Annotated in this window: 24 protein-coding genes; 9 read left to right on the forward strand and 15 right to left on the reverse strand. The window is 69.6% G+C overall.

Features of this window, described 5'->3' with window-relative positions:
- Nucleotides 1–3: 3 nt before the first annotated feature.
- The 3 genes from KUG39_RS10015 to KUG39_RS10025 all read right to left on the reverse strand — a co-directional run bounded on the left by KUG39_RS10015 (nt 4) and on the right by KUG39_RS10025 (nt 4,739).
- Complete coding sequence (locus KUG39_RS10015; protein ID WP_216918292.1) at nt 4–759, reverse strand: hypothetical protein; 756 nt, start codon at nt 757–759, stop codon at nt 4–6.
- A 106-nt stretch (nt 760–865) separates the two neighbouring features.
- Nucleotides 866–1,687, reverse strand: a complete 822-nt coding sequence (locus tag KUG39_RS10020; protein WP_216914848.1) for a hypothetical protein — start codon at nt 1,685–1,687, stop codon at nt 866–868.
- Between the two features lie 58 nt (nt 1,688–1,745).
- On the reverse strand, nt 1,746–4,739 hold the full coding sequence (locus KUG39_RS10025) for a CHAT domain-containing tetratricopeptide repeat protein (protein WP_216914850.1): 2,994 nt from the start codon (nt 4,737–4,739) through the stop codon (nt 1,746–1,748).
- A 104-nt stretch (nt 4,740–4,843) separates the two neighbouring features.
- Between KUG39_RS10025 and KUG39_RS10030 the strand changes: the two genes are divergently transcribed.
- Genes KUG39_RS10030 through bla form a run of 4 tightly spaced genes read left to right on the forward strand, consistent with a single transcriptional unit; the run spans nt 4,844 to nt 8,548 of the window.
- Nucleotides 4,844–5,560 (forward strand): SDR family oxidoreductase, encoded by a 717-nt coding sequence (locus KUG39_RS10030; RefSeq protein WP_190609602.1) that lies wholly within the window; start codon nt 4,844–4,846, stop codon nt 5,558–5,560.
- A 50-nt stretch (nt 5,561–5,610) separates the two neighbouring features.
- Nucleotides 5,611–6,387 carry a phosphatase PAP2 family protein gene (locus tag KUG39_RS10035; RefSeq protein WP_216914852.1) on the forward strand — a complete coding sequence of 259 codons (777 nt, stop codon included), beginning with the start codon at nt 5,611–5,613 and terminating at the stop codon, nt 6,385–6,387.
- Nucleotides 6,384–7,610 (forward strand): hypothetical protein, encoded by a 1,227-nt coding sequence (locus tag KUG39_RS10040; protein WP_216914854.1) that lies wholly within the window; start codon nt 6,384–6,386, stop codon nt 7,608–7,610. Before KUG39_RS10035 ends, KUG39_RS10040 begins: the two co-directional genes overlap by 4 nt.
- Nucleotides 7,611–7,618: 8 nt before the next feature.
- Nucleotides 7,619–8,548, forward strand: coding sequence for a class A beta-lactamase (bla, locus tag KUG39_RS10045; protein WP_216914856.1), 930 nt, complete (start codon nt 7,619–7,621; stop codon nt 8,546–8,548).
- On the opposite strand, the gene proB is transcribed toward bla, so the two are convergent.
- The 6 genes from proB to KUG39_RS10075 form a co-directional block, all read right to left on the reverse strand.
- A complete protein-coding gene (gene proB / locus KUG39_RS10050) occupies nt 8,529–9,668 on the reverse strand; it encodes a glutamate 5-kinase (RefSeq protein ID WP_094586218.1) in 1,140 nt (379 codons plus the stop codon). The genes bla and proB overlap by 20 nt on opposite strands.
- Nucleotides 9,668–10,177, reverse strand: coding sequence for a YqeG family HAD IIIA-type phosphatase (locus KUG39_RS10055; protein WP_094586219.1), 510 nt, complete (start codon nt 10,175–10,177; stop codon nt 9,668–9,670). Before KUG39_RS10055 ends, proB begins: the two co-directional genes overlap by 1 nt.
- Nucleotides 10,177–10,725: a DUF3727 domain-containing protein gene (locus KUG39_RS10060; RefSeq protein ID WP_094586220.1), complete on the reverse strand. Its 549-nt coding sequence runs from the start codon at nt 10,723–10,725 to the stop codon at nt 10,177–10,179. Before KUG39_RS10060 ends, KUG39_RS10055 begins: the two co-directional genes overlap by 1 nt.
- Before the next feature lie 19 nt (nt 10,726–10,744).
- Entirely contained in the window at nt 10,745–11,275 is a 531-nt protein-coding gene (gene ruvX / locus KUG39_RS10065) for a Holliday junction resolvase RuvX (protein WP_190609606.1), read from the reverse strand.
- Nucleotides 11,276–12,352: a hypothetical protein gene (locus KUG39_RS10070; RefSeq protein WP_353617146.1), complete on the reverse strand. Its 1,077-nt coding sequence runs from the start codon at nt 12,350–12,352 to the stop codon at nt 11,276–11,278.
- Between the two features lie 91 nt (nt 12,353–12,443).
- Nucleotides 12,444–13,622 carry a F420-0:Gamma-glutamyl ligase gene (locus tag KUG39_RS10075; protein WP_216914858.1) on the reverse strand — a complete coding sequence of 393 codons (1,179 nt, stop codon included), beginning with the start codon at nt 13,620–13,622 and terminating at the stop codon, nt 12,444–12,446.
- 85 nt (nt 13,623–13,707) lie between these two features.
- Here KUG39_RS10075 and KUG39_RS10080 point away from each other — a divergent pair, with 85 nt between their 5' ends.
- Complete coding sequence (locus KUG39_RS10080; protein ID WP_216914860.1) at nt 13,708–15,087, forward strand: PhoH family protein; 1,380 nt, start codon at nt 13,708–13,710, stop codon at nt 15,085–15,087.
- A gap of 49 nt (nt 15,088–15,136) precedes the next feature.
- Here the strand turns inward: KUG39_RS10080 and KUG39_RS10085 are convergent, their stop codons facing one another.
- From KUG39_RS10085 to hisA, 6 genes are all read right to left on the reverse strand, one after another.
- On the reverse strand, nt 15,137–15,511 hold the full coding sequence (locus tag KUG39_RS10085; RefSeq protein WP_190609609.1) for a type IV pilin protein: 375 nt from the start codon (nt 15,509–15,511) through the stop codon (nt 15,137–15,139).
- A 343-nt stretch (nt 15,512–15,854) separates the two neighbouring features.
- Nucleotides 15,855–17,237 (reverse strand): class II fumarate hydratase, encoded by a 1,383-nt coding sequence (gene fumC / locus KUG39_RS10090; RefSeq protein WP_216914936.1) that lies wholly within the window; start codon nt 17,235–17,237, stop codon nt 15,855–15,857.
- Nucleotides 17,234–17,827: a thylakoid membrane photosystem I accumulation factor gene (locus tag KUG39_RS10095; RefSeq protein WP_190609611.1), complete on the reverse strand. Its 594-nt coding sequence runs from the start codon at nt 17,825–17,827 to the stop codon at nt 17,234–17,236. Before KUG39_RS10095 ends, fumC begins: the two co-directional genes overlap by 4 nt.
- Before the next feature lie 22 nt (nt 17,828–17,849).
- The gene (locus KUG39_RS10100; protein WP_216914862.1) at nt 17,850–19,505 is read right to left on the reverse strand and encodes a DUF3685 domain-containing protein; all 1,656 of its coding nucleotides are present in this window, start codon (nt 19,503–19,505) and stop codon (nt 17,850–17,852) included.
- Between the two features lie 63 nt (nt 19,506–19,568).
- The gene (locus KUG39_RS10105) at nt 19,569–19,934 is read right to left on the reverse strand and encodes a Fur family transcriptional regulator (RefSeq protein ID WP_199296954.1); all 366 of its coding nucleotides are present in this window, start codon (nt 19,932–19,934) and stop codon (nt 19,569–19,571) included.
- A 212-nt stretch (nt 19,935–20,146) separates the two neighbouring features.
- Nucleotides 20,147–20,908, reverse strand: coding sequence for a 1-(5-phosphoribosyl)-5-[(5-phosphoribosylamino)methylideneamino]imidazole-4-carboxamide isomerase (gene hisA, locus KUG39_RS10110; protein WP_190609613.1), 762 nt, complete (start codon nt 20,906–20,908; stop codon nt 20,147–20,149).
- Nucleotides 20,909–20,976: 68 nt separating this feature from the next.
- Here hisA and KUG39_RS10115 point away from each other — a divergent pair, with 68 nt between their 5' ends.
- The 4 genes from KUG39_RS10115 to KUG39_RS10130 all read left to right on the forward strand — a co-directional run bounded on the left by KUG39_RS10115 (nt 20,977) and on the right by KUG39_RS10130 (nt 25,769).
- Entirely contained in the window at nt 20,977–21,216 is a 240-nt protein-coding gene (locus KUG39_RS10115; RefSeq protein WP_216914864.1) for a hypothetical protein, read from the forward strand.
- Complete coding sequence (locus KUG39_RS10120; protein ID WP_216914866.1) at nt 21,206–21,967, forward strand: COG3650 family protein; 762 nt, start codon at nt 21,206–21,208, stop codon at nt 21,965–21,967. The genes KUG39_RS10115 and KUG39_RS10120 overlap by 11 nt, the downstream gene beginning before the upstream one ends.
- A gap of 44 nt (nt 21,968–22,011) precedes the next feature.
- Entirely contained in the window at nt 22,012–22,929 is a 918-nt protein-coding gene (locus tag KUG39_RS10125; protein WP_216914868.1) for an NAD-dependent epimerase/dehydratase family protein, read from the forward strand.
- Between the two features lie 239 nt (nt 22,930–23,168).
- Entirely contained in the window at nt 23,169–25,769 is a 2,601-nt protein-coding gene (locus KUG39_RS10130) for an autotransporter family protein (RefSeq protein WP_216914870.1), read from the forward strand.
- The last annotated feature ends 22 nt before the right edge of the window (nt 25,770–25,791 follow it).

A 25,791-nucleotide genomic window follows, 5' to 3' on the forward strand; every position in this document is an offset into this window, starting at 1 on the left:
GTGCTACGAACCTCCAGAGAGGCCAACCTGCACACTCTGCTCATTGAGAAAGTAGTTCGAATCAAAGGCCTTCAGCTTTCGATCCATCAGGCGGTCCTGCTTGTCCGGATCATCCAGGCGCAGGCAGTCAGAGGGGTTGCCTTCCTCGCATAGCAACGGAATGACCACGTCGCTCTTGTCATACCCCCACTCCAACACCCTCCCCCCCAGCAGGGCGTTGCCCTTGGGCGGCTCCCGCGTCAGGACGGGAACCAGCACATCCACCTGGGCCGCATAGGCTCCCGGGGGCAGGGAGACGATCAGCGAACGGTGAATCGTTTCGCCGGGATTGATGTGATCGTCGACGAACAACTTGCCGGCCGCTTCGGTGGGATAGGGCTGGAGCACCGCCCCCCGCTCCACGTGGATGGCATCGAAGGGGCCGCTGGCGCGAGTGGGGAACGTGGATCGATCCAGCACCTGGCGGCGGATCGGGAACAGCTCCCAGAAGCTGCTGAGCAGGTAGAGCCTGCGCGTGCTGGCGTTGGTGGCGCTGACCTTCAGTTCCCGTTGCAGCGATGCTGGCGATGGGCCGCTCGCGCGATCACCGGCCACCGGGGTCAGGCTGATCTCCAGGCTGATGCTGGCGGGCGCCTGGGAGGGCACATAGATCTCCTTCCACACGAAGGTATAGATCCCCCAGGAGGCGGCGATGATGATCCCCAGCGTCCTGACCCATTCGTGCAGCGACGGCGAGCGCATCCAGGCCGGCAGGTGCAACGATCGCGCCCTGGTTCGGGAGCCCGGCATGCCCTTGGGGGGGAGCGCCTCACGGTCTCCTTGGGGCTTGATCGGGGGTTCGCTGCTCACGGGTTCCGGGGGTGCCTCACTTCTGGCCGGTGAAGGGGGGCACACGCCTCGGGCAGGGGGAGTTGGGCAGCCTCCTGCAGCGCCGGTTCATCACCGCCATCGTGTTGAAGGCGGCCCGGTCTGTCCCCTTGGCCAGGGCGCCCAGCAGCGCAGGATCGGGCACCTGGTCTGTGGCGAGCTGGGCCATCGCCCCATCGGAGCAACCAGCCAGCTCCGTCATGCCAAGGCCGGTGAGCAGGGCATAGGAGCGCTGGCTGCGGGTTCCCATCTGCTCGGCCGCAGCGGTGCCGTAGGCCCCGTTGGCCGGGCCAACGAGTTGATCGGGTTTGGGGGAGTCCTGGGGCCTGGGTTGCAGGCTGGTGCCACCGATCAACACCCCCGCCAGGCAGTTGGCCTGAAGGTTGGCGACGGCGGCTGAACGACGGGCCGTTGGCCGCTGGCCCAGGATCGCCGTGCCCAGGCCGATCCCGACCCAGTAGGCCACGCCCCACTCCCCATGGCGGCTGGCCTCCTTCGCCAGCCGGTTGCGATCCAGCAGCAGCTTGCCGCCGTCGGCGCAGTAGAGGGCCGGGCTCTGGACACTCCCGGCCGCGCTGGCCGCGGTGCCGGCCCCGGGACAGGCCGACTGGGGCGTCTGGCCGGCGGGAAGCACCTCGATGGCCGGCCAGGGCAGTGAAGCGGTGCCTGGATCCGCGTTCCAGCTCTGGCGGAGCTGGCCGGCGATGGAGACCACCATGGCGTCCAGTTCAGGGGCAGCGGCCCCAGGGGCCACCGGCGCGAGCAGCGAGGCGGTGACCAGCAGAGCGCCCAGTGCCGCAGACCCCCGGTGATTTCGCATGGGTTGGCAACACCGACACACGGCCGGCTTTCAGTCTGCCTGGTGTGCAGCGCCTGGCTCATAAACCGGGGATCGGCCCCCCATCACCCGTGAGCTGCCAGGCGGCCCAGAACTTGTGGTCGGCCCAGTCCGGCTCCGGCGGATTGCTGCGGAACTCCTGCTGCACCGCCGTCAGCGCCTCCATCCGACCCATTCCCCGCTTGAGCAGGGCGACGTAGCGCTGCATGAACGCCGCCGTGGCGTCATCGTCCACCTTCCACAGCGACAGCAGGGTGGAGCGGGCGCCAGCCACGGTGAGGGCCCGCTGCAGGCCGTAGACCCCTTCGCCGGTCTGCAGGGTTCCGGAGGCGGTGTCACAGGCGGAGAGCACCACCAGCTCGGTGCCATCGAGCTGCAACTGGGCCGCCTCCTTGGCGGTGAGGTAGCCGTCGTCGCTGGCCATCGCGGCGGGGGCGGCCGGGAGGCTGCGGTTGGCGCCCGCCAGCACGATGCCGCTGTTCAGCAGCGGATCGTCGCTGCCCGTGGTGAAGAACCCGTGGCTGGCGATGTGCAGCACCCTGGGGCCGCGGGCCTCCTGCAGCACGGTGGTGGTGGCGGCGGATCCCTGATACAGGGCAGCGCCGAGACGTTCGGCGATCCAGCGCCCCTCGGCGGCCGTGGCAGGGAGGGGTTGCCACTGGCCTGGGCCACCGAAATCGGGGGCAGCGAGCACCAGGGCGCGCTGGCCTCCGGGCCCGGGGCTGCCCAGGCGGAGCAGGTCGCGGCCGCTGGTGAGGATCCGCAGCTCCACCTGCTGGCCCAGGGTGGCCGCCGGCAGCACCGTGAACGGGATGCGGCTCAGCTCGCCATCGGGGGAGACGAACCACCGCCGCCGCCCCTGAACCTGCGGCAGCAGGGGCCCCAGCACCTGCTGGCTCACCTGGGCCCAGAACGGTCCGGCGGGGCGGTTGCGGGCCAGGCTTTCGGCCAAGGCCTGCTGGATCAGGGGATCGATGGCCGCCGCAGGGCCCAGGTCCACCGCGCGGGTTGTCCCGTCGGGGAACAGCAGCATCGCCAGATAGCGCGCCTCCCCCCAGCTCCTGGTCTCCGGCTGACGGGCGTCGTAGGGGCGGAAGCGCTGGAATTCGATCAGCACCCCATCCGCCGGCAGGGCGGCCACCACCTGGGCGGCGTCCACCAGGCGTGGGGTCAGGGCCGGCAGCTGGCGGTAGAGCTCCTGCTCCAGCCGCTCCCGCTGCCGCTGCAGCGTCCGGCGCTGCGGCTCACTGAGGTTCACATCGGCCAGCCGGGCCGTCAGGTCCGTGAGCTGGCTCACCAGGATCTGCTGGGCAGGGGAGCCACGGCCCAACTCGGCCTGGCGCCGTTCGATGTCCTGCAGCAGGCCGTGGCGGTTCAGGCGGGTGAACAGGGCCAGGGAGGCACCCGCCGGCGAGCTCACCCCAAGGGAATAGGGGATCTCCCAGACGTTGCCGAGGGCCTTGATCTGCTCCTGTCTCCGGGCCTGGGGCAGCAAGGGGGCCTCCCGCTGCAGGAACAGGGACTGGCTGCCGATGCCGCGGCGCAGCAGGGGTTCGGCCCGGGCCTCGGCCCCCTGACTCAGGTATCCCTTGGCCAGATTGTTGACGCTGAGGGCGGTGGTGGGGTGATCGGGCCCCAGCGCGGTCTCGTAGATCGCCAGAGCCCGCAGTAAGAGGGGTTCCGCCTTGGCGTGGGCGCCCTGAAGGCGGTGCAGATCCGCCAGGTTGTTGAGGCTGCCGGCGGTGTCGGGATGGTCGGGCCCCAGGGCCTGCTCCCGGATCGCCAGGGCGCGTCGGTGCAGCGGCTCGGCCCTTTCGGCGGCACCCTGTTGGTCGAGGAGCACCGCCAGGTTGTTGAGGCCCGTGGCGGTGACGGGGTGGGCGGGGCCCAGCGTCTTCTCCTGGATGGCCAGGGCATGGCGCAGCAGCGGTTCGGCGCGGGCGTAGGCGCCCTGATCGCTGTACAGCATGGCCAGGTTGTTGAGGCTGGCGGCGGTATCGGCGTGGCCGGCGCCGAGCGCCTTCTCCCGGATCGCCAGGGCACGGCGCAGCAGGGGCTCCGCCCGCGCATAGGCCCCCTGGTTCCGGTAGAGCAGGCCCAGGTTGTTCAGGCTGGTGGCCGTTGCGGGATGCTCCGGGCCCAGCGCCTTTTCGTTGATCGCCAGGGCCTGTTGATAGAGGGGTTCGGCCCTGGCGAAGGCACCCTGGTTCTCCTGGAGCGCCGCCAGGTTGTTGAGGCCGGTGGCGGTGTCGGGGTGATTGTCACCCAGTGCCTTCTGCTTGATGGCCAGGGTGCGGCGCAGCAGGGGCTCCGCCTCGGCATAGCGGCCCTGGTTGATGTAGAGCGCCGCCAGGTTGTTGAGGCTGGTGGCGGTGTCGGGGTGATCGGGTCCGAGCGCCTTCTCCCTGATGGCGAGGGCGCGCCGATACACGGCATCGGCCTTGGCGTAGGCGCCCTGCGCGTTGTACAGAAGCCCGAGGTTCGTCAGGCCCAGGGCGAGTCCTGGGTGCTCTGGCCCCAGCGCCTTCTCGGCGATCGCCAGGGCGCGCCGGTAGAGGGTTTCGGCGTTGGCGTAGCGGCCTTGGTTGAACGACAGCCAGGCGAGGTTGTTGAGGCTGAGGGCAGTGAGGGGGTCATCTGGCCCCAGGATCCGGATTCGGATCGCCAGGGCCCGGGCCAGCAGGGGCTCGGCCCTGGCGAAGGCGCGCTCCCTGACATAGAGCAGCCCGAGGTTGCTCAGGCTGGTGGCCGTATCGGGATGGTCGGGCCCCAGCGCCTTCTGGCGCCAGGCCAGCACCTTCTCCCACAGCGCCGCCGCTTTCCCGTTCGCCCCCTTGGCCTCCAGGGCGTTGGCCTCGTCGATCCACTCCCACACCTGCGCAGGGGTCTGGGGATAGCGCTCGCCCAGCGGCTGGGCCAGCCACTGCTGCTGCCGTGGCTCCGGTGGCTGGCCCTGGGGATGGACGGCCTCCGCAGGCGGTCCATCGGCCAGCAACAGCACGCCTAGGGCGATTCCCCACCGGAGCAGAGCCAACGGGGAGCGAGGGGGCCGCGTCATGGGCAGACGGGGGGTTACCCAGCTTCCGGTACTGGATCCAGCATGGCCCGCACATCGACAAACCCTGCCGGAAAGGATCCATGAAACTGATGGTGGTCGGGGCCAGCCGCGGGCTTGGCCGTGCCTTTGTCGAAGGTCTGGGCAGCGCCGGCGACACGGTGATCGGCGTCTCGCGGCGACGGCCCGATGGCCTGAGGCTGCCGGCGGGCGTCGATCTCGGCTGGATCGAGGCGGATCTGGCGGAGCCGCTGGCGGCGGCCCGGTGGATCGAGCAGCAGGCCCCTGCCCAGCTGGATGTGCTGATCTACAACCTCGGCGTCTGGGAAGCGAACGCCTTCAGCGAGGCCTACAGCTTCCTGGAGGATCCCGACGACAGCATCGCCACCATGGTGGCCATCAACATCACCGGCACCCTGATGCTGCTGCGGCGGCTGATTCCGCGCCTGCTCGACTCCACCAGGCCCCAGCTGATCCTCACGGGCTCCACCTCCGGCCTGCGCCAGAGCGGGCAGCCGGAGGTGACCTTCGGCGCCTCCAAGTTCGCGCTCAGCGGCATCGCCGATGCCCTGCGGGAGAGCTTCCGGGACCAGCAGCTGGCGGTGACCTGCCTGCAGCTGGGCTACCTGAACACCGACGACGGCCTGGAGGTGACGCCCGAGGCGGCCGCCGGCCGCGGTGAGGGCCGGCAGATTCCGCTCCACGACGTGGTCCGGATCGTCTCGGCCCTGCTGCAGCTCTCGCCGGCGTCCTTCGTGCGCGAGCTGGTCCTGCCCGCCATCGGCGACGAACGGTTCTGAGTTGCGGAGCACCCCTACGGTGCTGCCACCCCGCCGCCGGCATCGGAGCCATGCCCACCCTGCGCCCGGGACCGTGGCTGTCCGGCCTGCTGCTGCTGCAGACCGCCCTGCTGCCGGGTTCCCGGGCGCTGGCAGGACCGGCGCCGGGCGGGCCGGCGCTGGCCCAGCCGGCGGATCCGGCGGCGGGCCTGGTGCTCCAACCGGCCGCCTACCGCACCGTGCTCGGCCAGCCACCGGCCCCCGGCAGCCGGCTGGAGCTCGACGATCTGGCCATCCTGCGCTGGAACCAGCGCAGCCGCACGCCGGCGGGGATCGTGCACAGCTGGCGCTTCCTGAACCGCAATCTCAGCGTCTTCGATGCCGCCGTGGGCGCCGACCTGGCCCGCACCTCCCCCCTTCTCCACGCGGGCCTGCCGGCCTTCCTCGAGCGGGCCGATGGGCTCAAGGATCAGCTCAAGGATGCGGTGGCCCGGCCACGCCCCTTCCTGAGCCACCCCGATCTGAAGCCCTGTCTGCCCCTGGAGAGCTCCTGGTCGTTCCCCAGCGGCCATGCCACCTGGTTTGCCACCGCGAGCCTGCTGCTGGCCGACCTGCTGCCGGAGCGCCGGGAGCGGCTGCTGCCGGTGGGCCTCCAGGGGGGCTACGTGCGTGCCTACTGCGCCATGCACTACCCCAGTGATGTGCTGGCCGGCCAGCGCCTCGCCGAGGCGATCAGCCAGCAGGTGATCGCCTCGCCCCAGTGGCGCCGCTTCAAGCAGCAGGTGGACGGTGAGCGCCGCCTGCTGCTGGCGGTCCCACCGGCCGGCCTGCCCCTGCTGGCGGATTGATCGCGTTCAGCGCCACGGTTCGCGGCGCCCGGCGCAACGGACTGGGGCTGCTGCTCACCCCACTGGTGCTGCTGCGCCGCTCCGTGCAGGGGCTGGCCCTGGCCCTGGAGCGCATGATCTGGCGGGAACTGATCGAGGACGAGGTCCCCGCCAACCCGCTCGTCAGCCTGCTGGCCTTCCTGCTGTTCTCCGGCCTCTGCCTGCTGGTCAGCCTCCAGGGGGCCGCCGGCTACGTGCTCGGCCTGCTGCTGTTCCTGCTGCCGATGGAGTGGCTGATGGCCCGGCTGGGCTACGGCGCGCCGGTGCTGCGGCGGGTGCAGCTGCAGAGCTGGGGCGACCGCCTCCGCCTGTTCGTGGACACGCCCGCGGGCAGCGAACGGCTGGAGGTGGAGCGGGCCGCCATCACGGCCGTGCTGATCCGCCAGGCCAGCGTCCAGCTGCCGCCGCTGGGGGAGCGGCCCCTTGGCTGGGATCTGGTTCTTGCCGTGGCCGATCCAGCCGGGGAGTACCTGCTGGCCCGGGCCGCCAGCTTCTCCGGCGCCTGGCAGCAGGCCCACGCCCTGGCCGCCGATCTGGCGGTGCCCCTGCGCCTGGCCGGCGCCCTCGAGGCCCGCCAGCTCGCCGGGTCCCGGCCGGAAGGGCCGCAGCCGGACGATGTCTGGATGGTGGAAACGGGGGCTTCCGCCATACGCCTGGTCCGCAGCCGCCGCGGCGTGGGCGCGGCCCAGTGGTGGCGCTCCTTCGCCGAGGAGGGCAGCTACCTGTTGTTCGTCGCCGTGCTCAACACCGTGATGGTGAAGTACGGCGGCTTTCTGGTCTGGATGTTCGGGCCGCGCCTGGGCCTGAGCGAACCCACCACCCTGGTGCTGGATCTCTCCCTGCCGGGCCTGCTGTCGCTGGCCCTGCCGGAGTGGACCGTGATCCAGGCCCTGCTGGTGGTCGCCGCCCTCGGTGCCGCCGGCGTCGGCAGCTACCGCCAGTGGCGCCCCCAGGAGCTCTCCCTGACGGGCGACCAGCTCCGCCTCCGCCGCCCGGGCCAACCCAGCCGCCAGCTGCCGCTGCGGCTGATCACCGGGGCCCTGCTGCTGGGCGGCCCCGACCCCCGGGTGATCCTCTGGAGCGAACGCCGCCCGCCGATCGTGGTGGACGGCCTCTCCGGTGAGCGGGAGGCGGCCGAGCTGCTGGAGAAACTGGAGGCCATGCTGGATCGGACCCAGGGATGATGGACCCGATGGCCCCCCGCAGCACCCAGTCCCTGGCTGCAGGCCTGGCGGCAGCCCTGGTGGCGCTGCTGCCAGACATCGCCGTCGCGCCCGCCACTGCCGCGCCAGCTGCCCCGGGGCCCGTCAAGCCGGAAGCCGCAGCGGAGGTCGCGCTGGCCGCATTGGAGGCCCGCTCCGGTGGACGACTGGGGGTGTTCGCCATCGACACCGCCAGCGGTGCCCGGATCGGCCATCGGGCCGACGAACGCTTTCCCCTCTGCAGCACCTTCAAGGCGATCCTGGCGGGAGCCGTGCTCCACAGGAGCCAGCGGCAGCCGGGCTTTCTGGAGCAGCGGATCCGCTTCGGTCGAGAGGATCTGGTGACCTACTCGCCGATCGCCGAGCAGCATCTCGAAGGCGGCCTGACGGTGGCGGAGATGGCCGCCGCCACCGTCCAATACAGCGACAACACCGCCGCCAATCAGCTGATGGCGCGCCTGGGCGGCCCCGCCGGCCTGACCGCCTTCGCCCGCTCCACCGGCAACCGCACCTTCCGGCTCGATCGCTGGGAAACCGCCCTCAACTCCGCCATCCCCGGCGATCCCCGTGACACCGACACCCCCAGCGGCATGGGCACCAGCCTCCAGGCCCTGGTGCTCGGCAGCGCCCTGCGCCCGCCCCAGCGCCGTCGACTGCAGGACTGGCTGATCGGCAACACCACCGGCGATCGGCGCGTGCGGGCCGGGGTGCCGCCGGGCTGGCGGGTGGGCGACAAGACCGGCACCTGCGGCGCCTACGGCACCGCCAACGACGTGGCCGTGCTCTGGCCGCCGGAGCGGGGGCCGATCGTGCTGGCCATCTTCCACACCCAGGCCGATCCGGCCGCCCAGACGCAGGATGGGGTGCTGGCCGCAGCCGCCACGATCGTGGCCGAAGCGTTCAGGCCGGCAGGCAGGTGAGCACCAGCTGGTCGCGGTGCACCACCGCATCCCCCACCGGCCCCAGCCGGCGGCGCACCTCCTCGCTGCTGAGGCCCATGATCCGGCGCAGCTCCTCGCTGCTCAGGGTGCTCAGGCCCCGGCCCAGTTCGCGGCCATCGCTGGCCAGCACCCGCACCGCGTCACGCCGGGAGAAGTGGCCCTCCACTTCGCGGATGCCCACCGCCAGCAGGGAGGCCCCCTGCTGCAGCAGGGCCCGCTCGGCGCCCGCATCCACCCGCACGCTGCCCTTCACCAGCAGGGCATGGGCCAGCCAGCTCTTGCGGTCAGCCAGGGGGGTGGCGCTGGGCTGGAACACGGTGCCCACCTTCTCGCCGGCGAACAGGGCATCGAGCACCGCCGGATCGCGGCCATCGGCCAGGCGCACCCGGATGCCGCTGGAGGTGGCGATGCGGGCCGCCGCCAGCTTGGTGGTCATGCCGCCGGTGCCCCACTGCCCACCCCCCTCGGCCACGTGGCTGAGGCGCTCCAGCTCGGCCAGGTCGCGCACCTCCTCGATCGGGCTGGCATCGGCATCGGTGCGGGGGTTGCCGGAATAGAGGCGGTCGACATCGGTGAGCAGCACCAGTTCATCGGCACCGATCGCCACCGCCACCAGGGCCGAGAGGGTGTCGTTGTCACCGAAGCGCAATTCGTCGGTGGCCAGGGTGTCGTTCTCGTTCACCACCGGCAGCACCCCCCACTCCAGCAGCTGCTCCAGGGTGCGGCAGGCGTTCTGGTAGCGGCGCCGGGAGGCCAGATCGCTGCGGGTGAGCAGCACCTGGGCCACCGCCATCCCCCGCACGGCGAAGGCCTCCTGGTACAGCCCCATCAGCCGGCCCTGGCCGACGGCGGCGGCCGCCTGCAGGGCCACCACCTCGGTGGGGCGCCGGCTGAAGCGGAGCGCCTCGCAACCCAGTCCCACGGCGCCACTGGTGACCAGGGCCAGGCGGTCGCCCCGGCGCTGCTGGCGGCCGAAGCTGGCGGCCAGATCGGCGATCACCGCCGCCGTGGGTCGCTCGGGGGTGCCCCGCAGCAGGCTGGTGCCCACCTTGATCACGCGCCGCAGGCCGCCGGCGGCGGGTGTGCCGGAGGTCCCCATCAGCCGGGAACCGAGCCCACCCAGCGGGCCATGCGCAGCTCCAGGTTCTGCAGCCGGTCCTGGCGGCAGGGTTCACCGTCGGGATCGATCGGCTTCACCAGCACCGTGAACAGGCCCATGCGGTTGCCCACCAGCACATCGGTGAACAGCCGGTCGCCCACCAGGGCCACCGCGGCCGGGGGCAGGGCGAGGTCCTGCAGCACCTTGCGCAGGGCCGCCCGCCGCGGCTTCCCCGCCGAGGTGGTGTAGGGGAGGCCCATGGTGTCGGCCACCGCCCCGATGCGGCGGCGGGAGGGGTTGTTGCTGAGCAGGTGCAGGGGCATGCGCTCGCGGGCGTGGCGCAGCCACACTTCAGCCTGCAGGGGCATGGTGGCCTGGCGGCGGGGCAGCAGGGTGCGGTCGACGTCAAGGACGAGGGCGCGAATGCCACGATCAACCAGCTCCTGCAGGGGCAGGTGCGCCAGGGACGTTCCCGGCAGCCAGTCGGGCGTGAGCAGATCGCGCAGCATCAGTCGTCGCTCTCCCGTTCGTCGAGCTCGGCCTCGATGCGGGGCTGGACCCGCTCGAACTCCTCGCCCTCCACCATCACCGCGTCGGCGCCGTCCATGCGGGCCACCACGAAGAAGGGATCCAGGGGGATGTAGAGGCCGTACTCCTCATCGCCGGCCATGAAGCTCACGAGCAGCTCGTAGGTCTCGCTGTCATCATCGCCCTCCTCGTCCTCGAGATCGTCGGGATCGGGCTCCTCCAGCTCACCGCTGACGGTGAGGGTGACGGCGGAACGCACCAGGGTGAGGTCGTGCTCCTGGAGCACGACATCCGCCACCGACAGGATCGGCTCGGTGGCATCGAGGGTCTCCACCAGCTCGGGGTCGTCGTCCTCCCGCAGCCGGAACAGGCACACCGGGGTGTCCACCGGGGTCAGCAGGGCGTAGTCGTGGCCGTCCAGGGGGATCAGCTGCTCCAGGAAGCAGAGCAGCTGGCGGCCGCTGCCGTCCCGCACCTGCACGGTGGGCACATCGCCGGAGCCCGTCATCGCAGGGGGGTCGGAGGCCATCAAGTGGAAGCGGGTCCTCTCAGAATGAATCAGCGTCGGCCCGACTGCCCACGGCGATGGCCGCCGGGGCGACCGGATCGGCCGTGAACGCGGCCGTGAACGCAGCGGGATCGAGCGGTTCGGGCCCCTCCCGCAGCCACTGCTCCAGCAGCAGCACCGCCGCGGCGCTGTCGAGCCTGCCGCTGCGGTCGCCGTGCAGGCCGAAGCGCTCGCCGGCCGCCCAGCTGCTGGCGTGCTCATCCACCCAGGCCAGGGGCAGGGGCTGGCCGAGGGCCGCCAGGGCCCTGGCCAGCCGCAGGCCGTAGCGGCGGCAGTGGACCCCCTGGGGGGTGGGCCTCTGGCCGGCATCGAGGGGAAGGCCCACCACCAGGGCCGCCACCCGCCGCCGGCGCACCAGCTCCAGCAGCCGGCCCAGGTCGGCCTGGAACTCCCCCCGGGCCAGGGCCGGCAGGGGCGTCACCGTGACGCCCAGGGGATCACAGCCCGCCAGCCCGATGCGTCGGCGACCCACATCGAGGGCCAGCACCGAACGCGGGCTGGGCGGCGCCATTCAGCGCAGGAGCAGGGGGGCGGTGGGCAGGCTGCCGAGGGGGCCGGTGGGGGTGGGCATGGGACGCCGCCGCGGCTGCAGCTGCTCCAGCACCGCCTCGATGCGTCGCGCCGCCCGCTTGGCCGGCTGGCCCTCCTGACGACGCCAGACGCTGCGGGCCATCAGCACCTCCTCGCCATGGGCCTCGGCCCCGAGGGCCTGGAGCCAGCGCTGGCGCTCACCGTCGCTCACTTCGCAACGCAGCCAGAGGCTGCCGCCCCCCTGACCGATGCGGTGCAGCAACGACTCGGCCGCGTTGCCAAGCAGATGGCCCCAGCCGGGGTGGACGCTCAGCTCCACCGCCTGGCCGCCGCCGGGATGCTCATCGAGCCAGCGCACGCCGGCCACGGCCTCGTTGCGGATCGCATCAACCAGCATCCAGCCATGGCTGCGGCTCTGGTCGAGCAGGTCCTCGATGCGGCGGTCCTGCAGCTGGCGCAGGTGGGCCGGGCAGGTGGCCTGCTCCAGATGCCACAGCAGCGGGGCGGTGCGGCTGTTGAGCGGGCGGAGCTGCAGATCGGCCGGAGCGGCGGGGGCAGGCCGATCGGCCGGGAGCTGCCAGCGCCAGAGGCGATCGGTGCGCTGGGGCTGGAAGCCCTGCTCCCGCAGGGTGGCCAGCCGGGGGGTGTCGAGGCTGGAGGCGGTGGCGATCCAGCTGGCGGCGCCCTTGACCCGGCCGATGGCCTGGCGCAGCAGATCCCCAGCCAGGGGCGCCCCCTCCGTGGCGGCCAGGGCCAGGCGCAGGTGCTGCACCTGCCAGCAGGTGCCGCTGCGGTTGAGGCGACGGCAGACGATCAGGCCCAGGGCCTGCTGGCGGGTGAGCCCCTGGCGCTGCAGGGCCACCAGCACCTGGGCCGCCACCGGGCGGCGACTGGTCACCGCCGTCAGCAGCTGCTCCGGCAGGGCGAGCAGCAGGGAACGTTGCAGCAGCGGCTGCAGCGGCAGGAAGGCGGGGTCATCGAGAAGTGGCAGGTGCCAACCCTGCAGCGGTTCCACCGTCCAGGTGGGGGAGGTTCTGCCCTGGGCAGGCACTGGCACGGCAGGCACTGGCACGGCAGACGACGGTGGAGAAGGGGCGTGGGCGAATCGGAACCGACGCGGCGGGTGCTGGCGACGTCGTTTCAGAATTCTACGTGGGACGCACCAGCACCAGAGGTGTGCGCTCGTTGGCGTTGCCGGCGGGATTGGGGCGCAGGGCCCGCATCAGCAGGGCTTCATCGGTGCCGCCGCTGGCGGCCAGCACCTTCACCCGCCCTAGGTCGTTGACGTCCACCACCGCCACCGCCACCCCGAGGGCCGCCGCCATCCGCTCGCACCAGGCCGCCGGCTGGTCCGGGCCGAGCACGATCGTCTGGTCGTAGGGGGGCGTGGTGCCGGTGATGTCGTCGATCAGGCGCGCCTGCTCGCCCGCCAGCCGATAGAACCAGCCCTTGCTGCCCACCAGCTTCAGGGCGGTGCCCACCACCCAGGCACCGAGCACCCGGGCCGGGCCGGACACGTCGATCAGGGTCTGCAGGCCGCAGGCCGTGGCCAGGGAGCTGGTGGGGTGGAACACCCGGCACAGCAGGCGGGCCAGGAAGGAGGGCTCCACCGTCGAGGGGTGGTGATAGCGGCCCTGGATCACCGCCAGGGGCGTCTCGCCGATGGTGAGCACATCACCCGGCTGGAGCAGCCCTGAGGTGTAGCGCTGCAGCACCTCCAGCGGATCGTCGAGCACCCCGAGCAGGTGGGTGCGAACCGGCAGCACCCGGCAGCGCTCCCCTTCGCGCCAGCCCGGGGCGGACGGGTCGCCCGGCTCCGGCTTCTGGAGCGGCAGCAGGATCCCCTGGCGCCGCTGCAGCCGGCCGAAGGGCCCGTAGTTCACCCAGTGGATGTCCATCCAGAGGGTGTCGAGCACGCTCTCCAGATCCAGGCCGCCGGGCGCGGTGAGGTTGAGGCGGATGTGGGCGGCGGTGGTCTTGCGGCCCTTGACGATGTAGGCGGCCCAGTAGCCATCAGGACGGGCCTCCTCGTCGGGGTGCAGCGGCGTGATATGCAGCTCATGGCGCACCTGGCTGACGTCACTGCGGCCCAGCAGGGTGGGCACCACCGTGATCTCGGGCACCATCACCTCCATGCGGGGGTGGGGGTTGCGGATCCGGATCTCGCCGGTGATCTCCAGGCCCTGGGCCCGGCGTCGCACCTGGAAGGATCCCGGCAGCAGCTGCAGGGGGGAGGCGGGCCGGAGGCGATGGCGCAGTTCAAGCACCACCAGCCCCAGGCCGAGGAGCAGCAGCAGAACCAGCAGGCAGGAAACGGGGAACGGCAAGCCGATACGTCAGGGAATGTCCGGCCGGAGCGTAGATGCGCCCGCGGACCTAGCTTCGGCCCCATGGAACCGGCAGGTCACAGGCATGCGCAAGACCTTCGTGCTCGACACCAACGTGTTGCTGCATGACCCCCAGGCCCTGAACCGGTTCGAGGACAACCAGGTGGTGATCCCGATCGAGGTGGTCGAGGAGATCGACCGTTTCAAGCGGGACCCCTCCGAGAAGGGCCGCAACGCCCGCCAGGTGTCACGGCTGCTCGACCAGCTGCGTGAGAAGGGCAACCTGGCCGAAGGCGTGCCGATCGACGACGTCAGCGGCGGCACCTTGAAGGTGGTGTTCTGCCGCAGCGAGACCCTGCGCCAGCTGCCCCCCGAACTGAAAGCGGGCAACGGTGACAACAACATCCTGGCCGTGGCCCTGGAGCAGCGCCTGCAGGAGGTGGTGGGCAGCCAGCCGCCGGTGGTGCTCGTCACCAAGGACACCAACCTGCGCATCAAGGCCGATGCGGTGGGCCTGATCGCCCAAGACTACACCACCGACAAGGTGGACATGGCGGACCTCTACCCGGGGTTCTGCGAGCGCTGGGTCGACGCCGATCAGATGGACCAGGTGAAGACCGGCGACGGCCTGCCGGCGGATGCCATCCCGGAGCAGCCGGTTGCCGTCTCGCCGCTGCAGGCGAACGAGGGGGTGACCCTGGTGGACCTGGCCCAGCCGGCCCACACCCTGCTCACCCGCTACAACGGCCGCACCGGCACCCTGCAGCCGCTGCAGAAGTCAGCCAAGGCCAAGATGGGCCGCATCCAGCCCCGTAACCGGGAGCAGTCCTTCGCCCTCGATCTGCTGCTCGATCCGGCGGTGGCCCTGGTCACCCTGGTGGGCAAGGCCGGCACCGGCAAGACCCTGCTCGCCCTGGCGGCGGGTCTGCATCAGGTGGCCGACGAGCACCTCTATGAGCGCCTGCTGGTGACCCGCCCGGTGATCTCCCTGGGCAAGGAGATGGGCTTCCTGCCCGGGGATCTCGAGGAGAAGATGGCCCCCTGGATGCAACCGATCGTCGACAACCTCGACTTCCTGCTCGGTGGCGACGAAGGCCAGCCCGTCCGGGGGGGACACCGCCCGCCCCGCAGCAACTGGAGCGACCTCAAGGGCATGGGCCTGCTGGAAGTGGAGGCGATCAGCTACATCCGCGGCCGCTCGATTCCCCGCCAGTTCATGGTGGTGGACGAGGCCCAGAACCTCACCCCCCATGAGGTGAAGACGATCGTGACCCGGGTGGGGGAAGGCACCAAGATCGTGCTCACCGGTGATCCCTACCAGATCGACAATCCCTACGTGGATGCGGAGAGCAACGGACTCACCTGGCTGGTGGAGCGCTTCAAGGGCCAGCTGCTCTCCGGCCACATCACCCTGATGCGGGGGGAGCGCTCCGAGCTGGCCGAGCTGGCCGCCAACCTGCTCTAGTCGGCACATGGCCACCGACGTCAACGGGAGCCTTCGGAGCTGGAGCCCTTTAGCTTGAGAAGCTGCAGGTGATGGTGGATCCATCCATGCTGATCCGCAGGATGGCCCGACGATCGCCGGCTGCGGCAGGGACCCCGAAGCACAACGTTCCTGCGGCATCCCCTGTCCAGCGCCGACTGTTGAGAAGCCGGATCGCTGTTCCGTTGCAGTTCCGGGTGGGCCCGCCCCCTGGCTGGGCCACCACCGTATGCAGCCCGGATTTGTGGGCCACGGCGCACTGTTCGGCGAAGGCCACCGCTTCCAGGATGCTGCTGGAGGCCTCGGCCATGGCCACGGTGCGGCGGTACTGGGGAAGGGCGACGGCGCTGAGGAGGCCCACGATGGCCACCACGATCATCAGCTCGATCATGGTGAACCCAGCCATCCCGGAGTTCCCCAGCTGTACGGATTCAGGGCGGCTGCGTCGGGCGCTGATCCTGCGGAGCATGACCCACCTGGCGCGGAAGAGAACGTCGCGGGCAGACGGGGGAGGGGGATCGGAACGGGGGCTCTGGGACATCTCAGTCGTAGGGTTCCCCTTCTTCGTCGCCCGGGAGGAAGACCGGGGAACTCAGAGGCGGGCCTCCCGGAAGAAGGCCATCCTTGAGTGGATCCTGAAGCCGAAGAACTTCCTCAGGGACACAACTCAAGGACCACACCATGGGTATTTGGCAGATCTTACGGACGATCCTCGGAAAATCAACCGGGACGATCCCAGAGCATCAGCCTCAGACCATCTGCTCGGGCCTGACGAGGCGGTCGAACTCCTCCCCGCTGATCTCCCCCAGCACCAGGGCAGCTTCCCGCAGGCTGAGCCGGTGCTCGTGGGCATGGCGGGCGATGGCGCAGGCCCGGTCGTAGCCGATCGCCGGCGTCAGGGCCGTCACCAGCATCAGGCTGCGATCCCGCTGGGCTTCGATGTGGGCCACATCGGCGCGCAGGCCCTCGATGCAGAACTCCCGGAACGTGGCGCAGCTCCCCGCCAGCAGGTCGATGCTCTCCAGCAGGTTGTGGGCGATCAGGGGCTTGAACACATTCAGCTCGAAGTTCCCTTGGCTGGCCGCCATCTGGACGGCGGTGTTGTTGCCCATCACCTGCACGGCCACCATGGTGAGGCTCTCGCACTGGGTGGGATTCACCTTGCCGGGCATGATGCTGGAGCCCGGTTCGTTCTCCGGCAGCACCAGTTCGCCGAGGCCGCAGCGGGGCCCGCTCGCCAGCCAGCGGATGTCGTTGGCGATCTTCATCAGGCTCCCCGCCAGCACGGTCAGCGCCCCGTGGGCCGCCGCCAGGCCCTCCTGGCCCGCAAGGGCCTGGAACTTGTCGGGGGCGCTGGTGAAGGGCAGGCCGATGCGCTCGGCCAGCCGGGTGGCCACCGCCTCACCGAATCCCGCCGGGGCATTGAGCCCGGTGCCCACCGCCGTACCGCCGATGGCCAGCTGCAGCACCTGGGGCAGGGTGGCCCGCAGGCCCGCCAGGCCCAGCTCCAGCTGGGAGGCGTAACCACCGAACTCCTGGCCCAGGCTCAGGGGCACCGCATCCTGCAGGTGGGTGCGACCGATCTTGATCAGGCCCGTGTAGGTCTCGGCCTTGTGGCGCAGGGCGCCGATCAGCGCCTCCAGGCTGGGGATCAGCCGCTGATGCAGTTCGATCGCCACCGCCATGTGCATGGCGGCGGGGAAGGTGTCGTTGCTCGACTGGCTGAGGTTGACGTGGTCGTTCGGGTGCACCGGCACCTTGCTGCCCAGCACGCCGCCGTTGGCGGCGATGGCCCGGTTGGCGATCACCTCGTTGACGTTCATGTTGGTCTGGGTGCCTGAGCCGGTCTGCCAGACCCGCAGCGGGAACTCAGCGTCGAGCTGGCCCCGGCTCACCTCCTCGGCGGCGGCCACGATCAGGACCGCCAGGTGGTCGGGAAGGACGCCCCGGGCGGCGTTCACCTCGGCGCAGGCGGCCTTGAGCTGGCCGAAGGCCTGCACCACGGCGAGCGGCATCCGCGCGCCGAAGGGGAAGTTGCGGAGGGAGCGCTGGGTCTGGGCGCCCCAGTAGTGCTCGGCCGGCACCTCAACCGGGCCGAGGCTGTCGGTTTCGGTGCGGGTGGCCGGCATCAGCGGGACGCCACCACTTCGCTGTTGAGTTCGTTGAAGCTCAAGGTGGCGCTGTTACCCGAACCAGGCGCCATCGGGATGCCGGTGGCTTCGCTCACGGCCGTATTGATGGCATCGACGCTCACCTGGCCATGGCGATCGAAGACGACGCGGCCGGAGCCGTCGATCACCACCACCTGGGGGATCAGGCCGTCCCAGTAGTGGGCGGGATCGGCCACGCCGCCATCGGGCCGGTTCTGGAGTGGATCGGTGACCAGGGGGATCAGGTCGACGGCGTTGCCCCAGACCCGCTGCAGCTCCGACACCACCGGCGAGAACTGCTTGCTGACGCTGCTGTCGTCGAGGTAGTAGACGAGCACCGCCACCCTGTGCTCGTCGAGGGACTGGGCCAGGCTGCTGCGGGGCGGCACCAGGGAGCCGTTGCCGGCGTAGAGGGCGAAGATGTTGCCGTCGTAGCGATCGTTCTCGAGGCTGGCCGCCGCCTGACCCGGGGCCCAGAACAGCCCCAGCACCACGGTCAGCAGCAGGGCCCAGAGGCCGGCGAGGGGCCGGGACAGCGAACGGGGCAAGGGGACACGGGCGGGTGGGCTCATTGTGCCGTGGTACCCGGCCGCCTCAGCGGTTGAGGCTGCGGCCCATCCCCTGGACGATGCCGCGTCCCACCAGGCCGATGGCCCGGCCGAGCACCTGGGTCAGCAGCACCACCAGCAGATCGCCGAGGCGCTTCAGCAGGCTGCGCAGCTGGGGGCCCAGGGCATCGCGGGCCTCCAGGGCCAGGGTGACCGCCTGCTGCACCCAGCCCAGCTGGCGCAGCTCGGCATCGCGGGGCTCGGTGAGGTCCACGCAGTCGATCGCGCCGTCGCCCAATCGGAACAGGGGACGCCGGCTCTCGTAGAGATGGATCGGCCGCTCGAACCAGCTGGTCCAGCGCTGCTGGGCGTTGAGCTGGTTGCGCAGCCGTTCCAGGTTGCGGGTGGCGAGCAGCTCGGGGCGCAGCAGGTAGCGGCGCAGTTCGGGCCACTCGGCGCAGGCCGCCAGCACTTCGGCGCTGATCAGCTCGGCACTGCGCACCAGCCAGTTGCTGAGCAGCAGCTCCAGATACAGGACCGCCTGGGGCTCATCCGGCGCCACCAGCCGGCCGTCCACCAGCAGGGGACGGGCCTGCAGCAGCGGGCTGAGCATGGCGGCGGGATCGGGCAGCTCGAGGTCGTCGGCGTCGAGGCTGCTGCGGTGCAGCAGCGTCTCGGCCACCGGGCACAGCCGGCCCTCCATGGGCAGCTGCACGTAGGACCCCGCCATGTGGCGCAGGGCCTGCTGACGCAGCTCGGGCTGGAGTTCCCTCCAGAGCCGTTCCAGCTGCTCGCCGCGGGGGTCGTCCTGCAGCAGGCGCTGGCGCAGCCGGTGGAACTGCTCCAGCAGCCCCAGCAGCAGGTCGCTGCGGCGGGAGGCATGGAGGCCGTCGAGGGCCAGCAGCTGGCCGCTGTTGTTGCTGGGGCCAGCGGCGGCCGCCTCCGTGAGCCGGCCCCGCAGGGCCTCCCAGAGGCCTTCGGCGGTGCGTTGCCGCAGGGTGATTGCCACACCAGGGGTGGGGGCGGTTGGCGCCCCATCGGGGCCATCGAGGGGCTGGCTCAGGGCCAGGCTGACGGGCCCCCAGAGCCAGAGGAGCAGCCGCCGGGCCAGCCGCAGCTCCCGCACGCGGCCCTGCAGCAGCAGCAGCGGCAGCAGGTCGACCGGCGGCGGATCCAGCAGACGCAGGCAGAGGCGCAGTTCGGCATCGATCTGCTGCAGGCCGCTCAGCAGCAGCCACTGACCCAGGCCCATCGGCACGGAGGGGCCGGGGTCGTCGCCCCGTCGCGTCGCTGCGATGGCCAGCACCCGGCCGCCCGCCAGCAGCGTGGTGACCGCCTGCCGCAGGGTTTCGGCATCGGCCTGCTCGATCAGGCCCTGGGCCGGCAGCTGCAGCAGGGCATCGCTGCCGTAGGGGTGCTTGGAGGGCAGAAGCAGCAGCAGCGGCGCCGGATACCAGCGCTCCAGCAGCCGGCGGCTCTCGGCATCGAGGGCCTGGGGTTCGGGAAGGCTGCCGAGGCACCAGAGGACGAGCTGGGGTGCCCCCTGGAGCTCCCCACTGTCGACCACCACCCGGCAGCCACCCCAGCCATCGGGATCGGCGCTGGTGTCAGCAGCCTCCAGCCAGCTGGTGAGGCCCGCCCGCTCCAGGGGATCGGCGAACAGCAGCAGCTGGGGAAGGGGCTGTGCCGGACGTCGTCCCACGTTGCGAGAGAAAGGTTGGCCCGACCTTAACCAAGGCGCTGGGCTTTCTCCAGTGCCGGGGCTTCAGGAGGGGCGGGGGCGGCCGGAGAGATGCAGGGTGTACGACTCGATCGCAAAGCCCGTCTGGTCCTCGATCTGCTGGAGGAGATGGTCGGGGAGGAGAACGTCGAGGTCGTGAATGGCGCCGGACTGGGTGCAGGTCAGATGGCTGTGGGGATCGGCGCGATAGCCATACAGCCGACCACTGGCCCGCTCGATGCATTCGATCACGCCGGCCGATTGCAGCGCCTCGAGATTCTGGTAAACGGACGTGTGGCCGATGTGGCGGCCCTGGTTGTTGAGCTTCTCGAAGATGTCGCGGGCGGAGAGATGGCTCTTTTCGTCCCAGAGAAGATCCAGCACCATGCGCCGCTGACGGCTCAGCCGCATGCCCAGCTCCCGGCAGCGCTGGTAGACGTCCTCCACATGGGACGGGGCTGTGGCCACCGCATGGCGATCACCGGCCTCGCCACGGCGGCCGGAGGCCGCGGAGGATGCGGTGGTCGTCGGAGAAGGCAAACGTTGCCGCAGAACACATTGGCTCTGTTATAAGGCAATTGCCTCATCACCGGTATGGACCTCGCTTCGGGGGCCGGCCGGCTTCAGGCGATCGGCAACTGCAACGGATCCTGCAACCGACCATCACCGAGGGCCTGCAGCGCCTCGGCCAGCTCCACCCGTCCGTCGTACAGCGCCCGCCCCACGATCACCCCGTCCACACCGAGGGGCTCCAGACTCAGCAGGCTGAGCAGGTCGGTGAGGCTGCCCACACCGCCCGAGGCGATCACCGGCAGGGAGGTGGCCTGGGCCATGGCCCGCAGGGCCGCCAGGTTGGGGCCCTCCAGGGTGCCATCGGTGGCGATGTCGGTGCTGATGATCGCCGCCACGCCGGTGCCATCCAGGCTGGCGGCCAGGGCCGTGGCCTCCACCGTGCTCTGCTCGATCCAGCCACGGGTGGCCACCTTGCCCTCGTTGGCATCGATCCCCACCACGATGCGGCCCGGATGGCGGGCCGCCAGGTCGTGCACGAGGGCCGGGTTCTCCACGGCGACCGTGCCCAGAATCACCCGATCCACACCCCAGCCCAGCAGCTGTTCGGCCCGCTCCGCCGTCCGCACCCCTCCCCCCAGCTGCACCGGGATCTCCAGGGCCGCGGCGATGGCCTGCACGGCGCCGTCGTTGCGGGGTTCGCCGCTCCTGGCCCCGTCAAGATCGACCAGGTGCAGGCGCGTGGCCCCCTGGCGCTGCCACTCGCGGGCCTGGGCCACCGGATCGTCGCTGAAGCGGGTGACGCGGCCGTAGTCGCCCTGATGCAGTCGCACGCAATGCCCGTCGAGCAGATCGATGGCGGGGATGACTTGCATGGAAAGGGGGACAATGCCGCTGTCGGCTCCATCCTGTGCCATGACGCTGCCCGGATGATGCGGACCTGATGGCCCCCTCCCCTCCCGACCTCGCCACTGCCGATCTCGCCCCTCTTCACCTCGACCCGGACGACTGGCGCCGCCTCAGGGATGCGCTCCGCTACCAGGGCCGCGATCTCCATCACCGCTCCTACGCGGTGGATGCGCGGCGCCGGGAACTGCTCTGGGAGGAGATGGACCGCTGCCTGGCGCTGGCCGATCGCATCGAACAGCATCTCGAAAGCCTCGACGGGGCCGATGCGGGCTGAGAGGACGGGTCCCCTGCGGCTGTTCGGCCTGCTTCTGCTCTTCGCCGGCGCTGGCCCGGCCCCGGCCCAGCCCTTGGCGCCCCCTCCGCTGGCGCCGCCGGCCCCACCGCCGCGCTCCCTGCTGGGGCCTGATGGCCCCGATCCCCGCGACAGACCGCCCCCGCTGGCGCCGCCGGGTTCGGTGATTCCGCCGATCAACCGCCCCGATCCCCGGCTGGAGGCGGCCCTGCGGACCCGCCTGTTCGCCGGCCCGGTGGCGTCCCCCCCCGCGGCGGCCGGCGATCCCGACCAGACCGAGTGGGAGCAGGCCCGTGCCACGGCCACCCGGCCGGTCTGCGCCGACGTGGGGCCCCTGCGCTACCTGCACAACCGGGTCGATCTGGACGGCGACGGCCGTCTGGAGACCGTGGCGGTGGTGGTGGGCTCCTATTCCTGCTCCAGCGGCGGCTGCAGCCTGCTCATCTTCCGGGACAACGACGGCAGCCTGGAGCTGGTGGCGGAGAACGGCCTGTTCCAGTCGCCCCTGACGGTGATCAGCAACCGCCACCGCGGCTGGCTGGATCTCACCATGCCCGCCAGCCTGCACGGCGCCCCCGACGGGCTCAAGGAGCTGCGCTTCGACGGCCGCACCTACCGGCCGGTGCCGCTGCCGGTGGCCGACGGCAGCGCCGGGCCGCCCGGAACGGTGCTGCTGGAACTGCTGCCGCTGCCGTTCGAGCGCCTGGGCCAGCCCCTCCCCTGCGGCCCCTGATCCGGACCGGCCGCTTGAATGGCGCTCACTGACGCGGCATGGCGATGAGGATCCTGGTGATGGGCGGCACCCGTTTCGTGGGGCGCCCCCTGGTCAACCGGCTGCTGGGCGCGGGCCATGAGCTCAGCCTCTTCACCCGTGGCCGCCAGCCGGTGCCGGCGGGGGTGGAGCATCTGCAGGGCGACCGCAGCAGCGCCGAAGGCCTGGCGGCCCTCCAGGACCGCCCCTTCGATGTGATCGTCGACAGCTCCGGCCGCACCCTGGAGGACACCCGCCAGGTGATCGAGCGCACCGGTCCCCCCTCCCGCCGTCTGGTGTACGTGAGCTCGGCCGGGGTCTACGCCGACAGCGAGCTCTGGCCCCTCGACGAGGAGTCGCCCACCGATCCCCAGAGCCGCCACGCCGGCAAGCTCGACACCGAAGCCTGGCTGCGCCAGGAGGGCATCCCCTTCACCAGCTTCCGGCCCACCTACATCGTCGGTCCGGGCAACTACAACCCGGTGGAGAGCTGGTTCTTCGATCGGATCGTGCACGGCCGGCCGGTGCCCCTGCCCGGTGACGGCAGCACCATCACCCAGCTGGGCCACGTGGCCGACCTGGCCGCCGCCATGGCCCGCTGCATCGAGGTGGAGGCCGCCGCCAACCGCATCTACAACTGCACCGGCTCCCAGGGCATCAGCTTCCGGGGCCTGGTGGCCGCCGCCGCCCGCGCCTGTGGCACCGATCCACAGACGGTGGAGATCCGCAGCTTCGATCCCGCCGGCCTCGACAAGAAGGCCCGCAAAGCCTTTCCCCTGCGCCTGGCCCACTTCCTCACCGACACCCACCGGGTGCGGCGGGAGCTGGCTTGGGAGCCGGCCTTCGACCTGGAGGCCACCCTGGCCGACAGCTACACCAACGACTACGCCCTGCGGATGCCCACCACGCCCGACTTCAGCGGCGACGAGGCCCTGCTGGGGTGAAGGGCCGCCCATGGACAGGCAAGCGACTTCAAAGTCCAGGGCCCGTGACACCGCAACGAGGAACTCTCCATCGACGCGGTTCAACACCTTTCTGGCTCCATGGCGCCGGAAGCCGCCATGCCGTCGCCAAGGATGTGACCGGACAGCAGCCTGATGTTCATATGCAGACAGAGGCCAGCCTGCATCCAGGCGTGGAGACCTGACCGGTAGATTCCCAGGCTTCTTTCGATGCCGAAATGATGACGGAGAGGAACCCGGTTGGCTTGTATCTGATTGGTCTCGTTGCCGCCACGGGCCTGATCCATCAACCGGCATCCGCTCAGTCGATAACGCGATCCGCAGTCTTCTCACCCGTCCTGCAAGTTGATGGCGGATCGGCAAGCACGTCTCTCGATTTCTTCGGTTTCGGTGGCAATGTCGGTGGCATTTCCACGACCATCAACCTGACAAAGTGTGATGACCCGATCAGTGCATCTGGGGTCTGCCAGGGTATCGGTTTTTCCTTTAACGACGAAATTCAACTTCAACTCCTGAGCCCAGCAGGAATTGTCAGAACTCTGGTTCCGGGAGGAGCTTTGGGTGGCCAGACACCGGGCGGTACAACGACATGGACCTTTGCAGACAGCGCCGCATCCACGGTTTCTGGATCGACTCTGGAGACCGGATCATTCAGGCCATCGGAGTCCTTTTCTGCATTTCTGGGCCTGAATGGATCGGGCCTATGGACGTTGATCTTCACGGACTTGGCAGGGGGCGATCCCCTCTCCATCAACTCCTGGTTCTTGACGCTTCTACCGGAAGGGATCGTGCCAGGCAGCCCTGCCATCGCCAGCAGTCCCTACAGCACAACATTCTCCGGAGGCACGCTGATCGTTGATGGGCCTGGCACCTTTGCCACCAGCTACGTGGTCGGCAGCGCAGGCGGCAGCATTGATCTTAACGGAAATAACTCCACATTCAGTGGGGTTTTCTCAGGTCCCGGAGCCCTGGCATTCATCAATTCCGGGCTTGCCGGAAGCACCAACCTCACCGGAATCAGCACATTCACCGGAGCTACAGTTGTTGGCAGCAACTCGACCGTCTTTGTCAACGGGTCACTGGCATCGTCCTCTGGCTTGACTGTGCAATCCGGAGGCACGGTTGGCGGAACAGGTTTCTTGCCGACAACAACGATCGAAAGCGGAGGAAAGATTGCACCTGGAAATTCAATCGGAGCCATCACGGTCGCCAACCTGAATCTCAATGGCGGTACCTTTGAAGCGGAGATTCAGGGCCCACTCAACGACCGCATCAACGTCATGAACAATGTGACGAACCTCACGGGCAATGTCCAGCTGGTCGCCTCTAGCGGGGGTGTGCCATGGCCTATTTTTTCCTATGTGCTGGTGGATGCATCCAACAGCATCGATTTCACCAATCTGAACGCTCTGACGTTGAATCAGAGTGGCGTCAACAGCGCACTGCTCAGTGCAGGCACGACCCTGGTTCAGGGGGCGGATGGAAATCCCAGGACCATCGATGTCCAGTGGAGACCAAGGAACGGTATTGGTCCCACAGGTTCTGCCATGCAGTTCCTCGGCCGGAATGGTGTCAACCAGTTGGCCACCGCTGGAGCCGTTGACCGCGTCTTCCAGAGACTGGCTCTTGCCACGACCAACAATGCCAACAGTCTCGGTATCCCCATCGGCCTCACCGGTTTCACGTCAGGTCAGGCCGTCGCTTCCGGGATCTCGCCAGACTTCCTCCTTGCGACATCCCAACTGCTGTCTCTGCCCTCCTTTGGGCAGCTCACGGCAGCGATCGATTCTCTCTCGCCCGAGCCCTACGCAGCCTTCCAGAGCGTGGGCATCGAAACATTGAAGCGGCAGAGAGAACTTCTCATGAATCAGGCTGGCCAATGCTCGACAACGGGCTGGGTCGTCAACCCAGAGAAGGGCAAGACGGCAAACCGCCGCCATCAACCGCTCTGCGTCTTTGTCCAGGCAGCCAATGCGATAAGCAGCGTTCAGGGAAGCGGAGGACTGTCTGGATATGATTCCGGCATTTTCTCCAGCTTCTACGGAATCGAGTTCAAGCCGTCTGAGCAGTGGACGATTGGAGCCGCCTACGGCTATGGAACCTCTGCGCTCAACAATATGTCCCTGACCAACGCGATGGTGTCATCGAATGTCAACAGTGCTTCCATCTACGGGTTGTACAAACCATCAAGCCATTGGAGTGTACGTGGCCTTATTGGTTACGCCAACTACAACACCACCGGAAGCCGAAATGTTGCTTTCATTGGGAATGGTACCCCCGTCCAAGGCTCGCTAGCCGGAGACGGTTACACTGTGGCATTGAATGCAGATTACCTGGTTAATCTTTCGAAGCCCTCCTCCAGTAGCCAGGTCCTTCTCAAGCCCTTCGTGGGTGTTGCCTGGGCAAGTTATGGACAGAGCGGCCTTACCGAGAGTGGTGGAGAGCCACTTAACCTCAGCATCGAAGGAAATCGTGCCGATAGCCTCGTCGGCACCATCGGCTTCGAACTTGCCTCAAGTCCGATTGCACTGAACAAGGCGAGAACTGCTGCCCTAACTCCGAAACTGGCTCTGGCCTATCAGGTGGATGCCCTTGCCAATGATGCCGGTAACCGGTCCTTGAGTTCTTCTCTTCCCTCGGCTCCTGCCGCGGGCAGCTTCGTGACCCAGGGTGAGAATCGTGGCACGAATACACTTTTGATCGACGGCGCGGTGGATATCCAGGTTTCCAGCCATACAAACCTGTACGTCAGTGTTGGCTATGAAGTCTTCTCGACAGGCTCTCAATTCACCTACGGAGGCGGCGTCAAGGTGAAGTTCTAGTTTGTTGGTCCGGATCAGCGGA

Origin of the sequence: Synechococcus sp. CCAP 1479/10 (assembly GCF_019038515.1) — a bacterium.
Taxonomy (GTDB): Bacteria; Cyanobacteriota; Cyanobacteriia; order PCC-6307; family Cyanobiaceae; genus Cyanobium.